The 12848-nt window shown below is 68.5% G+C and carries 12 protein-coding genes and 1 CRISPR repeat array; of the genes, 9 read left to right on the top strand and 3 right to left on the bottom strand.

Features of this window, described 5'->3' with window-relative positions:
- The first annotated feature begins 20 nt into the window (after window positions 1-20).
- The 7 genes from AL2_RS27120 (at window position 21) to AL2_RS27150 (ending at window position 7486) form a co-directional block, all read left to right on the top strand.
- On the top strand, window positions 21-1784 hold the full coding sequence (locus AL2_RS27120) for a relaxase/mobilization nuclease domain-containing protein (protein WP_067638415.1): 1764 nt from the start codon (window positions 21-23) through the stop codon (window positions 1782-1784).
- 133 nt (window positions 1785-1917) lie between these two features.
- The gene (locus AL2_RS38160) at window positions 1918-2211 is read left to right on the top strand and encodes a hypothetical protein (RefSeq protein ID WP_067638417.1); all 294 of its coding nucleotides are present in this window, start codon (window positions 1918-1920) and stop codon (window positions 2209-2211) included.
- A gap of 80 nt (window positions 2212-2291) precedes the next feature.
- Complete coding sequence (locus tag AL2_RS27130) at window positions 2292-3125, top strand: DUF2637 domain-containing protein (protein ID WP_168444557.1); 834 nt, start codon at window positions 2292-2294, stop codon at window positions 3123-3125.
- Window positions 3122-5110 (top strand): toprim domain-containing protein, encoded by a 1989-nt coding sequence (locus AL2_RS27135; protein WP_067638421.1) that lies wholly within the window; start codon window positions 3122-3124, stop codon window positions 5108-5110. The genes AL2_RS27130 and AL2_RS27135 overlap by 4 nt, the downstream gene beginning before the upstream one ends.
- Window positions 5107-5988 (top strand): hypothetical protein, encoded by an 882-nt coding sequence (locus AL2_RS27140; RefSeq protein WP_067638423.1) that lies wholly within the window; start codon window positions 5107-5109, stop codon window positions 5986-5988. Before AL2_RS27135 ends, AL2_RS27140 begins: the two co-directional genes overlap by 4 nt.
- A gap of 18 nt (window positions 5989-6006) precedes the next feature.
- The gene (locus AL2_RS27145) at window positions 6007-6288 is read left to right on the top strand and encodes a superinfection immunity protein (protein ID WP_067638425.1); all 282 of its coding nucleotides are present in this window, start codon (window positions 6007-6009) and stop codon (window positions 6286-6288) included.
- 748 nt (window positions 6289-7036) lie between these two features.
- A complete protein-coding gene (locus AL2_RS27150) occupies window positions 7037-7486 on the top strand; it encodes a hypothetical protein (protein WP_067638427.1) in 450 nt (149 codons plus the stop codon).
- A 259-nt stretch (window positions 7487-7745) separates the two neighbouring features.
- Here AL2_RS27150 and AL2_RS27155 read toward each other — a convergent pair whose 3' ends face one another.
- Window positions 7746-7949, bottom strand: coding sequence for a DUF397 domain-containing protein (locus AL2_RS27155; protein ID WP_067638429.1), 204 nt, complete (start codon window positions 7947-7949; stop codon window positions 7746-7748).
- Window positions 7946-8812, bottom strand: a complete 867-nt coding sequence (locus AL2_RS27160; protein WP_067638431.1) for a helix-turn-helix domain-containing protein — start codon at window positions 8810-8812, stop codon at window positions 7946-7948. The genes AL2_RS27155 and AL2_RS27160 overlap by 4 nt, the downstream gene beginning before the upstream one ends.
- Before the next feature lie 822 nt (window positions 8813-9634).
- Here AL2_RS27160 and AL2_RS27165 point away from each other — a divergent pair.
- Together AL2_RS27165 and AL2_RS27170 are read left to right on the top strand one after the other, a co-directional pair.
- A complete protein-coding gene (locus AL2_RS27165) occupies window positions 9635-10366 on the top strand; it encodes an ATP-binding protein (protein WP_157438401.1) in 732 nt (243 codons plus the stop codon).
- A gap of 146 nt (window positions 10367-10512) precedes the next feature.
- Window positions 10513-11070: an SUKH-4 family immunity protein gene (locus AL2_RS27170; RefSeq protein WP_157438402.1), complete on the top strand. Its 558-nt coding sequence runs from the start codon at window positions 10513-10515 to the stop codon at window positions 11068-11070.
- Between the two features lie 123 nt (window positions 11071-11193).
- Window positions 11194-12079: a CRISPR direct-repeat array (repeat unit 30 nt; unit sequence GTTGCGAACCCTCGCAGGGGCGATGAGGAC).
- 350 nt (window positions 12080-12429) lie between these two features.
- Here the strand turns inward: AL2_RS27170 and AL2_RS27175 are convergent.
- Window positions 12430-12669 (bottom strand): hypothetical protein, encoded by a 240-nt coding sequence (locus AL2_RS27175; protein ID WP_067638438.1) that lies wholly within the window; start codon window positions 12667-12669, stop codon window positions 12430-12432.
- Window positions 12670-12848 lie beyond the last annotated feature (179 nt).

Genomic DNA, 12848 nt, shown 5'->3' on the forward strand with positions numbered 1-12848 from the left:
AGGTGGTGCGGGGTAAGCGGGTGCAGGGCCTGGTCCGGTACCTGTACGGGCCTGGACGGTGTGAGGAGCACCGTGATCCGCACATCGTGGCGGGGTTCCGGAGCCCGGCGGAGCTGGAGCCGGCGCTGCGTGCGGATGGCCGTCAGGATTTTCGTCGCCTCGACGGCTTGCTCACGCAGCCGCTGGCTCTGCTTGGGGAGCGGAACTACCGCAAGCCGGTGTGGCATGTGTCGGTGCGGGCCGCGCCGGAAGACCCGATCCTGAGCGATCGCCAGTGGGCCGAGGTTGCGCGGGAGGTGATGTCGCGAACGGGCCTGGCGGGGGAGGATGACGCGGAGGGCGTCCGGTGGGTCGCGGTCCGGCATGCCGATGACCACATCCACATCGTGGCCACGCTGGCGCGGGTGGACGGGGTGCGGCCGGAGGTGTGGAACGACGGGTACCGGATCCGGGACGCGTGCCGGGAGGTGGAGCGGCGGTTCGGGCTGCGGCGGACGGCTCCGGCGGACCGGACGGCGGCGCGGCGGCCCAAGCGCGGCGAGACCGAGAAGGCCGCGCGGGCGGGGCGTGGAGACTCGGCTCGCGGCGTGCTGCGGCGGCACGTCGCCGTGGCCGCGGCGGGGGCGCGGACGGAGGCCGAATTCTTCGCGGCGTTAAGGGCTGAGGGGGTTCTGGTCCGTGAGCGTCACAGCACCCGAACGCCAGGCCAGGTCACCGGTTACGCTGTCGCGCTGGCCGATGACTGCGACGCGTCCGGACGGCCGGTGTGGTTCGGCGGCGGGAAGCTGGCCGCCGACCTGACGCTGCCCAGAATGCGGCGCCGATGGACCTCGGACGACGCTGCTCGTCCGGGGCCTCGTCCGCTGTCTGGACGGCACATGTCGGCGCGGACGGCTCGGGCGGTATTGCGGACGGCCGTCCGCCGCGCGGCGGACGACACCCGGACGGCCGCCGAGTTCCTCAACCGCCTGGAACAGGACGGGCTGCTGGTCCGGCTGCGCTACAGCAAGACCGACCCGGATGAGATCACCGGCTATGCCGTCGCGCTGCCCGACCAGACCGAACCTCTCTGGTGCAGCGGCGGCCAGCTCGCTGACGATCTCACCCTGCCGCGCCTACGCCGACGATGGGACGGCTCGGCCCGGGACGGGGGCCTGTCGTACGGCGACTTGACGTACGAGGAGCGCCAGGCGTTCTACGACGACGCCGCCAGGGCTGCCGCCTACGCCACGTCCCAGATCCGCCGGTACCTGGCCACCGATCCCTATACCGCCGAGGACGCCTGCTGGGCGGCGTCGGACGCACTGCACGCGGCCGGCAAGGCCACCGGCAATCGCCACCTGCGCCGGGCTGCCGACGTCTATGACCGTGCTGCCCGCGCGCCGTACGGTCGCATCCCGCGTCCCACCTCAGCGGGGAATGCGCTGCGTACGGCGGCGTGGCTGCTGACCCTGGCCGGTGTCCGGGACCGAACCACGATCTCCGTCCTCCTGCTGGTCAGCCGCCTGCTCACGTTGCTGGAGACCATCGCGCAGGTCCGTCTGCTTCAGCAGCGGCAGGCGCAGGCGGATGCCGCCCGCCGTGCGCGCCACCACCTTGAGCAGGCGCAGACCCCCGCGGGCTCGCAGCCCGAGACTCAACGAGACCCACATCAGGTGCCGTCGCAGGTCCGCTTGGCCATGGCCGCGTTCCCCAACCCTTGGGCTCCCGGCCCTGGCGTTGGCCCAGCGACTCTGCCGCGCAGCGCAGGACACTCGCCAAGCCCTCGCCGCCGCACCCCGTGAGAACGCTCCTAAGTAACAACACGCCGAGTCGCACTCTGTAGTTGACCAATCTCTCAATGTGATGCATCTTCCTGATCAAGGACTTTAGTTGATGGACGTTTCGCGGCCATCGGCTGACGACACCGGGGGAACGATGACGACGCAGGGGACCACCACACAGGATGAGCTGGCGGAACGGCGTGCCCGTCTCCTCCGGCTCCACTACGAGCTGCGGCGCATCGGCGTCAGCGTCCGGGCCCGCAGACCGCGCAACGGACGCTGGCGCCTGCGCATCCGCCACAACGGATGGTCCGAGACCGTCCTGTGCGCCGGCGCCGAGGGTGCCTACGCCTACGTCACCGCCCATGGCCGGCTGCTCGGCACCGCCGACGAGCCCCGGTACGTCGCTCGCCTGCTGCTCTGGATGGTGGAAAGGCGCACTCGATGACCCCCGCCCACCCGCTCCCGGCGCCAGCCCCACCGACCAGTGGAGAGCAGCGGACACCGCAGCCCGTGGTCGTCAAATGGGTGACCGCCGCAGTCGTCCCGCTGATCGCGTCGCTGGGCGTCCTCGGCGGACTCGGATCGTTCACCACCATCCGTCAGCTGGCCGAGCCGCACTTCGGTGGCCTGGCGTGGATCGTTCCGGTCGGCATGGACGTCGGCATCTTGATCCTGCTGGCCTGGGACCTGCTGATGGAGTACCTCGACCTGCCCTGGCCGGTGCTGCGCTGGGTCGCCTGGGTCTATATCGCCGGCACCGTCCTGGTGAACGTGTCCGCCGCGCACGGGAGCCTGGTCGGCAGCGTGATGCACGCGGCCATGCCCGTCCTGTTCATCACGGTGGTCGAAGGCGTCCGGCACCTGATCCGCCGATGGGTCGGGCTCACCTCCGCCGACCGCATCGAACGCATCCCGTCCGCCCGGTGGCTCCTTGCGCCGGTCTCCAGCCTGCTGCTGTGGCGACGCATGATCCTGTGGCACATCACCGAATACCGGCAGGGCCTCGACCTGGAACATCAGCACCTCTTGGCCGTCTCCCAACTCCAGCAGGACTACGGCCGGTGGTCATGGCGATGGCGCGCCCCGCTGGCCGACCGGCTCGCCCTCAGCCGGCTGCCCGCCCAGCCCTTCCCGAGGCCGCCCGCTGACTCCGACACCGCCGAGGAGGCCCGGCAGGACGAGCAGATGATGGCCATCGCCCGGCAACTCCAACACGAGGTCGAACGCGAAGGAGGCCGGCTCAGGCGGGACCGGCTCGGCCGCCGCCTGCGCGAGTCGGGCTTCACGATCGCCAACTATCGGCTCACCCAGATGATCGCTGCTGTCCGCGCAGAGTCGGCCAGACGGAATTCGTCATGACGCCCTCATTCAAAGACGAGCAACTCGCCCAGGCGGAGGGCCAACGACGCCGGCTCGGCATCCTCCTCGGGATCGCCGACCACGCCGTGACGCGCCTAGCCGACGGACGTACGCGATGGGACACCTGGCTGGAGCACGCTGGCCACCACGGACGCTACGGATTCACCAACACGCTGCTGATCCCGGCCCAACGTCCGTCAGCGACCGACGTCCGCTCCTACGACGCATGGCAGAAGAAGGGACGGCAGGTTCGCCGTGGTGTGATCGGCGTCCGCATCATCTCCACGCGCGGAAAGCCGCGCACCGTCTTCGACATCGACCAGACCGACGGCCAAGCGATCAAGAAGAACGCCTGTACTCCGGCCGAGGGTCTCCAGCGCCTTTCCCGGCTCGCTGCCGACCTCGACTTCTACGTCGACCGCGGGCACGGCTGGACCTACCTCGGACGCCCGAGCCGACGCATTCACGTTGCTCCAGAACTGGACGACACCACGGCGGCGACTCTCCTCGCTCACCAGCTCGCGCACGCGCTCCTTCACGGCGGACACGTCGACACGGTCAGCTCCCACTTCGCCCCATGCCATGGCGCCCGACGGGTAGTGGCCGACTCGGTTGCCTACCTCGTCCTCACCGAGCTGGGACTACAGGTCACGCATCTGACGTTCACGCCGGCGCCGCAGTGGGCTGGGACGGACGTCCGCGCTAATCCATCCGCCGTGATTCGCGCTGTCGGAGACCAGATCGTCCGGACGAGCACACAGATCGGACGGCGCCTCGCAGAGACCGTCGCGAGCAGCAGCCAACCGACAACCGTCCGAGGCGACTCCCCACCCGCCAGAACCGGGCAACAGCACCCGAACGTCTCGACGTCGAGCCTTCAGCGGGCGCTGGCGGACGCGCACCGCTTCTTCCAACGGACCCTGCCGGGCAGCTGGGGAGCCCACTACCTCTCAGGTCGCGGCTTCACCCCGCCGATGCAGGAGCAGTGGGAGATAGGGCTCGCGCCTCGCGGTCGCCAGACCCTGCTCCGGCATCTGCGAGAGCGGGGCCATCGCGATCAGGTACTGATCGAAGCCGGCCTGGCCAAGCAGAACGACACCGGAGAACCCTTCGACCTCTTCCGGAACCGAGTCGTCTTCCCGCTCCGCGACAAAGCCGGAGCGATCACCGGCTTCATCGGCCGCCGGCGCGACGATGCCCCCGGCCCTAAGTACCTCAACAGCCCCGAGAGCGAGCTTTTCCACAAGGGCGACGTCCTCTTCGGCCTCCTCGAGGCACGCGATCAACTCATGCGAACAGCACGGCCGCTGCTGGTCGAAGGGCCCCTCGACGCGATCGCCGTCAATGCCATCCTCCCCGAGACCTACGCCGCCGTCGCGCCCTGCGGGACCGCGATCACTGCCTCCCATATCGAGGCGATCGCCGCCCACGCCGACCTCGCGACGTCCGGGCTGGCCATCGCCCTCGACGGCGACCCCGCCGGACGAGCCGGAGCCGTCAGAGCATGGCGAACGCTTCGCAACATCACCGGGCCACTCCACGCAGCCGTCCTGCCCCAAGGCATGGACCCCGCTGACCTCCTGACCACCACGGGACACTCCAGTGTCCGCGACTCGCTACTTTCTGTGACTCCCCTCGCTGACCTGCTGGTAGATGAGAGGATCCAGAGGTTCGGGGGAGCGCTGGAGTTCGTCGAATCCCGGATCACCGCCGCCCGAGCGGCCGCCGCGCTGATCGCCGAACTCCAGCCCGACCAGATCGGCCGCCAGGTCACTCGTGTCGCCGCCCGCACCGGCATGGACGCCGCCGAGATCACCACCCTCGTCGCCTCAGCGATCAGCCCGGATCCGGCCCCGACCACGGCCCCCGTCCCGGACATCTCGTTACCCGCGCCCTCTGCCCACCCGCAGCAGGCACCCGACGTCCGCGACACCCGTGACGACGGACCTTCCCAACGCCCCAACACCCATCGGAGGACGCCATGAGCCAGCAACACCCGGACCCGATCGCCGAAGGCCTCCAGCACAGCGGGCAGCGACTCGTCCAGATCGTGTCCGCAGCCGTCGGTGTGCAGCAGACCTTCGCCCAGCGCAGAAACCGGATGAAGGCCATTCAGCAGGACCGGGACGAGAAAGCCGACCGAGCCCAAGCCCAACTCCGGCGGGCGGCACTGGCCGAAGCCCGCTCGCGCTGGAACCGCGCCCACGACCGCAAGTGGCTGCGTGACGCACCCCTGCTGGACGTCGCCGAAGCGTGGGGAGCGGCCGTCCCGTACGCCGACGGCAACGCCTCCGCGGCCCTCGCCGTCCGCCGATGCGAAGAGCGGCTCCGCCGCCTTCACCCGCACGCGATGAGCCACTACGACCGGCTCCGCACCGAAGGCACGGACGCACTCCAGGCGATGAAGCAGGCCGCGCCGTTCTTCACCCGGGACCCCAACGTCCGCACCGGTGACCCGGCCCCCGGACGCGCCGAACTGCACGAAGGAGCCGGCGCCGAATGGGCGGCGCGCGTCCACGGCCCGGACCGCGCCGAATGGGAAGAGGCCCGCCAGGAACACCGTGCCGCGCAGATCGCCGGCGAACTACGCGCCAAGCTCCGCTCGCAAGGCCGTGACCCGCAGCCGGAGGAGCTGCGGATGGTCCTGGAAATCACCACGAACCTGCCCGAGCACGTCATTACGAAAGCCGTCCCGGCAGACCCGCGCCCTCGTCCCACCCGAGACGTAGAGCGGGCCGCCGAGGACTTCCCGCTCTCCATCGACGAAGCGCTGGAGATGAGTGCGAAGCAGTCCTTCGAGCCGTCGACCCCGCGACGGACGTCGCCTCAAGTCCCCGACCGCAACCGCCGACGCAACCGCTGAACGAAGGGCACCGAAAACATGCATGGCATCCAGAACAGCCCGTTCTTCCTGCTCGCCCTCCTCGGCCTGCTGGCCATCCTCGCGGTACTGCCGACGCTCATCGCGCTCGCCCGCGGCGCCGACGACATCGGGTACCTCATCCTGGTCAACGTGATCTGCTGCGCCACCGTCTTCGGCTGGCCCATCGCACTGATCGCCGCCATCGCATGGCCCCGCCGCCATCCCCCCAGTACCTGGAGCCCCGCACTGCCGCCGCCTCCGCACTGGAACCGCTCCGATCGGGGAGGCCCCTATGCCTGACCGGTGGGGGCCCCTCTTCGTCAACTCCGCCCTGCTCCTCGGCGCCATCACCTTGCCGAACGTCGCCGCGGAGGACGACAAGGGCCCGATCGCCGTTCGCAACATCGCGGCCTGCGCGCCCATCGGGCCGGTCGCCAGCCAGTACGTCGGCAGGAGGAAGCTCTGCCGCCGTGCCCGCAAGGAGGTCTTGAAGAGCCTGCGGACAGGCCGCGACCCCGAGTGGGACGACGTCATCCGCGACTCCATGCCCAAGGAGCCGAAGCGTCTTCACCAATCCCCGCCCTCAAGACGCGACCTCCAACATCCGAAGAGGCACGACACCAACCCGGCGGCGCCACCCAGCGCGTCCTCCGCGACCCCGCGTGCCCGATCAGCAGGCCAACCCGAAACACGACCATCGCCAGGGCTGCCGCCTCCCAGCGCGCCGGCGATACCGAAGACTTCCCAGCACGTCCCGACGTCTCACCCCCGCCCGTCCGACCGCACACCGTGGCCGACCCCGTGGGTAGAGGCCGTCGCGCTGGCCCTGCTCGCAGCCGTCGTCTACCTGGGGAAACGCCGCCAATCCATCATCGCTGGGACGACCTCGTTGCTCAGCGTTCTGAGAGGAGGCCGATACCCGAGGACTCGAACGACGCCCCCGACGACTACCGGCACTGCGTCCAGCACACTCTCCATCGCCTCCGTCCTCGCGAAGGGCGCCTCACTGGCCGGTCCAGGAGCCGAAGACGCCGCCCGCCACATAGCCATGAAGATCCTCAGCAGCCGGCAAGGCGTCCCGGCCGAACTCGTCCTGAACCGTCCGGACGCCTGGCGGTTGTTCGGCATGGACATTGGCACCCTGCGAGAGGATCGGATCCCCGGCCTGATCCTCACCGACGACCATGAGCAGACACGCGCTTTCCTGGCCCTGCAGACCTCGTCCCGGCGGCTCCTCGTCACCTACGGCAACGAAGGCGAAGGCCTCTCCCGCGGTCGAGGCTATGTTCTCGTGGTATCCATATCGGCTCGCAACCAGGGGAGCACGAAGATTTCAGCCGACGGCGAGGTCACACGCACCGCCGACCCGTCCGTAACCGGCCGTCTGCCGCTGCTGACGAGGGACGAGGCCTTCAACCGGCTCATGTCGATGCCGACGCGCGCTCGGCGTTGTGAAGAGGGAACCGGCGTGGACGAGCACGCGCCCCATGGCCTGTAGTGCCGAGCGGAGACCCGGTTCGGTTGAGAGGCGCGCATCCCTGCCCTGTCAGTTAGGACGCCGCCCTATCGGACACGTCCCGTCCCATCTCGGATGGCGCCGACGAATTGGGCGAGTTCCTCGGGGCCGGGGGCAGGGCGGCTGGTCGGGGTCGGATCGCCGGTGCAGCAGGTTCGCCAGGTCGGTTGGAGCAGACGATCCGGGAGGACGCCAGGTCGCGTCCGGGCACCTACACAGCAGCCCCAGATGTGACAGCTGCTCAGAGATCGAGTTCGCCGCTGCCCACCTGGTCGGCCAGGTGCAGCCATGCAGCACGTCCGAACAGCAGCATCGGGCCGTTGGGGTCCTTGGAGTCCCGGACGGCGACCAGCCCGGGGAGCGGTGCCACCTCGACACAACCCTGGCTGCCCTGACTGGCCGTCGCCTTGCGCCAGTTCAGGGTGGAGGGGGACGGGTCGGTCATTGCATCTCCTCTTTGATACCGTGCAGGAAGGACGCCGTCTCGCGGGGGTCGAGCGCCGAAGCGACCAGCAGGTTGAACTTGGTGTTCATCCGGCTCACCTGGTGCGGTTGCTCCAGGTAGGCGTTACCGGCCTGACTTTCGACGTACACGACGTCCGGGTCGGTGGGCTCGGGGAAGCCGAGCAGCGAGAACGGTCCGTCGAGCCCAACGTGTGCACCCTTACTGAAGGGTAGAACCTGCACGGTGATGTTGGGAGTGTCGATCGCTTCGAGCAGGTGCCGTACCTGCTCGCGCATCACTTGAGCCTCCCCGATCGCCCTGCGGAGCACGTTCTCGTCCAAGATGACCCAAAGGGAGAACGGCGAGGTCTTCCGCTCGAGGATCTTTTGCCGGGCGAGGCGGAGTTCCAGCAGGCGGTCGATCGTCTTCGGCGCCTCGCTGGGCAATGTCGTGCGCAGCACCTCACGCGCGTACTCGGGAGTCTGCAGCAACCCGTGGACGAGCTGGTTGTCGAAGTGCCGGAGCTCGGCGGCCTCGCTCTCCAGCCCGATGTAGGAGCCGAAGTGCGGCGGGAAGACGTCCTGGAACTCGTTGTACCAGCCGGGCCGTGCCGCCTCCCTGGCCAGTTGCAGGAGAGTATCCCGGACGCGCTCGTCGGCTATGCCGAACAACTCCAGCAGATCCCGAAGCTCACGCTGCTTGGGCGGCTGCGCCTTGCCTGTCTCGATGCGGCTCACCCGTGACGGCGAGCACTCCAGGTGCTCGGCGACCTGCTCGATCGTGTAGCCGGCACCTTCCCTCAGCTTGCGGAGCTCCGAGCCAAGGCGGCGCATCCGGACCGTTGTGACCCGCGGTTGCGGCATCAAATCCCCCTTTCATGCTTGGCACAAGTTACCCCGCACAAGTCCCGCTGGCCGACAAAGGCGCGTTTTCCGTCCTTGCCTGCGCAGACATTTCCGGCAAACCGGCTGCATTTCCTATCATCTGATGTCGCACACTTGTGCCGCACAGATTCGCGGTGCATGCTGACCTGTGTTCGCTTGGACGCTGAAAGCCACTGAGCGGTACTTGATCAGCGGAATCCGCCGCTCTCCACCAGGCAACCCAGCCAGAGCGGCCCCCGAAAGAACGAAGCGGCCCCGGACGCGGTGCGCCAACACCGGCCGGGACCTTGATCGGAAACCGGAGTTCCGACCCATGCGTGATCGTACGGATCCGTCACCTCTCCGGGTGATGGCACCCACCACCAGCCGAGCGCCCTTCCACGGATGGGAGCCAGACCGACCCCCACCACGCCCGTCAAAGAGGCCCGCACCGTGGACGATAGGCGTGCTCGACCCTGAAGAGGCCGTCGCCGAACTCGGTAATCAGTTCCCTCACGCCACGATCTGGTTCGGCGATTTCACGGGCAGCTACTGGGCTCTGATCCGTGCGGAGGACGGCACCGCCCGACTGATCGAAGGCACCACCCCGGCGTACCTGAGCCGACGGATCGACTCCCTCCAGAGAAGCACACCGCGGCACTACCAGCCGCAGGCTCCTTCACCCGCAGAAGCACACCGGAGAACCTCTAGGCCAACGCCATGCCCGGTCGGGCAGTCCCGATCCATTCGCAGGATCTCCCGAAGGCGCGGCAGGTCCCGCGGACGCCACACCATGCCAAGGACGCTGGGCAGGAGCGGCCGATGCTGACCGCCAACCCCGCCGGTATCCCCACCGGCGGAGCCTGCGCCTTCCAACTCCCAGGCGATCTGAGCACCCCCTCTCACGCACGCTTCCTCGTCACCACGACGATGTGCCAGTTGGGCTTCGCCCCCCACCCGGTCGAGGACGCCAAGCTCGCGGTCTCCGAACTCGCCACCAACGCGCTTACGCACGCGTCCTCGACGACGGCGCGGCCCGAACTGTGGATGTGGGCGCGCACTCACCCAAGCCCGGAACTGGTCATCTCGATCTTCGACATCCACCGTGACGCCTGGCCGACCATCCGCAACGGCGATCTGCTCGATGAGCATGGCAAAGGGCTGTCCATCGTCATGGCCCTCTCCGTCAGCGCTGGTACGCATCCGACTCGCTCCCGCCTGAACGCAGCACCGGGCAAGTGCGTCTGGTTCACCCTCGGGCTACCAAGCTCATGGCCGGAGGCATTCCGGGGCAGCGTCCGCAGCGCTCCCAGGACAGCAGCCGACCGGCTGCATGCCGCACTCAACGCCCGCGGAGTCCCCACAACCCGTCACAGCGATGACAGCGGCGTCTCCGTCCTCACCACCGGAACGCTGAACATCTGGGTCGACCGCAAGGCGTTCTCCTGGCGCGACGGTCAGCGCTACACCCGCCAGCCACTGATCGACCTCCAAGAAACCGCCGAACGCGTCATCAGCCACCACGAGACGCACGCATCGACAACAGCGCCCTGACGAACCACCCGGCTATAGCCGGGGCCTCCGTCCCGGGGACGCGGTGTCACCTCCCCGCCCACTGCGTCCCCGGCCCCGCCTCCCACCTATAGGACGAGACCATGCACCCCGCCGGTGACCGCCACGCTCACCTCCTTCCAGGGATCATGAACATTCGTACGCTCGCAGAACGAGCCGACCGCAATGCCATCGACCGCCTTCTCACCCAACCGTCCGTTACCAGCCACCTCGATGACCACACCCTGGACTTCCTCCGCCACGCCCAAGACCTGCTCTTCATCACCACACAGACCCTGACCACAGTGCTCCAAGCCGAAGGCTCGTCCGGCACGCACTGCTGCCAGAAAGACGAAGGCCTCAACCCTGAGGCCCACCCCGCCCACGGCTCGCCGCTCACCCCGAACCGCTCCGTCTCCCTCGACGCCGCCGAGGCTTGGCGCCGCGCTCGCCAATACCTACCCGACCGCCAGGAAGACCCGATCGTGCTCCACCTCCAGGAGTTCGAGGACGGCTACCAGGCCATCCCGATCCTGGTCTCCATCCCCGATCCACCCCCAGTCCCCACAGTCGAAGCCGTCACCACTCTGGTCATCGACAAGACAACCGGCCTCGTCACTCGATGGCCCCTGCTTCCACTCGACGCCCTGGCTAAGCAATACCGCCGCTACAAGCGCGATGAACCTATGACTTTCGACATCGCTTGATGTGGAAAAACAGGGTAGAGCCGACTCGCCCTGTCGCTGGTCCTCGTCCGCGATCACGGCTTGCGAACCGCCGTCGAGACGGCGAACCCCGAGGCTGCCCCGGCGGCAGACGCCGAAGATGCGTTTGAGATCCCTCGCAGGGGCGATGAGGACGCGGTCTCGGGCAGGCCATGATCACGCACACCATGGCGTTGCGAACCCTCGCAGGGGCGATGAGGACCGAACTGCCGCGGCGAGGATCTCGCCCTGTTCTTCGGGTTGCGAACCCTCGCAGGGGCGATGAGGACAGGCCAAGTGGCGGGCGGTGTGCGCGGTGCTGGGGTTGCGAACCCTCGCAGGGGCGATGAGGACGCTGGCCCTCGCGAACGACCTGGCCCGGCAGGTGTTGCGAACCCTCGCAGGGGCGATGAGGACCGGTGACCTGCTGTACGCCGTCCTGCCCGCCGCCGGGTTGCGAACCCTCGCAGGGGCGATGAGGACCAGGAACTCGGCCTGGTTGTCGTCGCCTGCGACAAGCCGTTGCGAACCCTCGCAGGGGCGATGAGGACCCCCCCAAAACCTCGACCTCGTCACCGCCCGCCTGTTGCGAACCCTCGCAGGGGCGATGAGGACCGCGACCTGGACCGAAACACTGACCGGCAGCTTCGCGTTGCGAACCCTCGCAGGGGCGATGAGGACCGGGGCCTGTCGTGGGAACCGGCGCTGGGCGACACGTTGCGAACCCTCGCAGGGGCGATGAGGACGACGTAGTAGGTCTGCGACGCGGCGCGGGCGGCCGGTTGCGAACCCTCGCAGGGGCGATGAGGACGGGTCGGCGCGCCGGCGTCGTCCTCGGGCGGCGCGCGTTGCGAACCCTCGCAGGGGCGATGAGGACCCTCATGGGCTCGGACCCCCGTGCGGTCCGAGCGCACGTTGCGAACCCTCGCAGGGGCGATGAGGACATCTGCCGGATGCTGGGCGCCGACCCGGACGACGTCCGGTTGCGAACCCTCGCAGGGGCGATGAGGACCCCATGGTAAAGCCGCAGGTCGCGCGTGGCGTAGGAGCGGCCATGTTGGTCGATTTTTCAGCGACCCTCCGGTCGTGCAGTTGAGCCCGGGGTGTCGCTGAAATCGGGACTGAACGGTGCCTGTCAGTGCCCATTCGCGGGTCCCCCGGGTGGACGCCCTCCAGGCCGCCGCTGACGTTGGCTTGGTAGTCCTCGACGAGCGTCGTGATCAGGACAAGTGCGCACGGTCCGAGCGTAGGGACGGCCGGAAGACTTCGTCAGGCAGGGGCAGAATCTCGTTACGAGGAGAAGCACGGCGTGCTGCGGGCCTGAACACAGGGGTCGTCTTGATCTTGCTCTTGATAAGGGCACTATCCGGCGCCCTCGGCTGCATCAGGGCCGCGGAGATCAGCGAGGTTGACGTATTCGGCCACTTCTTCGATGTCGCGGCAGTACGCCACGAGGCGTCCTCGCTGAGTCACTACGAACCAGGTTTGGCCGGCGCGGGCGTCGCGGTGGTGAGCCTGGGCGAGGGCCAGGTCGCCGTCGCCGAGCGTGACCACCTCGACCCGTATCCCGTCTGGCCCCAGCAGGTGCCGCGCGTTGGCCATGGCTCGCAGTGTGCACCTGTTGAGGGCGCGGGTCCATAGACCTTCGTGCGTAAGGCGGCGGCTGGCAAGGCGTGGGGCACGCTGCTCGCCCGCTTGCAGATCCGCTAGGTAGCGCAGGCATACTAGAACGCATGTTCGATCGACCAATGGTCTGACGTGCGGATTCCGCCCGTCGTCAC

Source organism: Actinomadura latina NBRC 106108 (assembly GCF_001552195.1).
In the GTDB taxonomy this organism is placed as follows: domain Bacteria; phylum Actinomycetota; class Actinomycetes; order Streptosporangiales; family Streptosporangiaceae; genus Spirillospora; species Spirillospora latina.

Excerpts from the sequence above, each read along its gene's own strand:
- AL2_RS27170 (WP_157438402.1), top strand. The coding sequence starts at position 10,513 with ATGAACATTCGTACGCTCGCAGAACGAGCCGACCGCAATGCCATCGAC.
- AL2_RS27160 (WP_067638431.1), bottom strand. The coding sequence starts at position 8,812 with ATGCCGCAACCGCGGGTCACAACGGTCCGGATGCGCCGCCTTGGCTCG.
- AL2_RS27140 (WP_067638423.1), top strand. The coding sequence starts at position 5,107 with ATGAGCCAGCAACACCCGGACCCGATCGCCGAAGGCCTCCAGCACAGC.
- AL2_RS27165 (WP_157438401.1), top strand. The coding sequence starts at position 9,635 with ATGCTGACCGCCAACCCCGCCGGTATCCCCACCGGCGGAGCCTGCGCC.
- AL2_RS27175 (WP_067638438.1), bottom strand. The coding sequence starts at position 12,669 with ATGGCCAACGCGCGGCACCTGCTGGGGCCAGACGGGATACGGGTCGAG.
- AL2_RS27150 (WP_067638427.1), top strand. The coding sequence starts at position 7,037 with ATGAAGATCCTCAGCAGCCGGCAAGGCGTCCCGGCCGAACTCGTCCTG.
- AL2_RS27155 (WP_067638429.1), bottom strand. The coding sequence starts at position 7,949 with ATGACCGACCCGTCCCCCTCCACCCTGAACTGGCGCAAGGCGACGGCC.
- AL2_RS27145 (WP_067638425.1), top strand. The coding sequence starts at position 6,007 with ATGCATGGCATCCAGAACAGCCCGTTCTTCCTGCTCGCCCTCCTCGGC.
- AL2_RS27135 (WP_067638421.1), top strand. The coding sequence starts at position 3,122 with ATGACGCCCTCATTCAAAGACGAGCAACTCGCCCAGGCGGAGGGCCAA.
- AL2_RS38160 (WP_067638417.1), top strand. The coding sequence starts at position 1,918 with ATGACGACGCAGGGGACCACCACACAGGATGAGCTGGCGGAACGGCGT.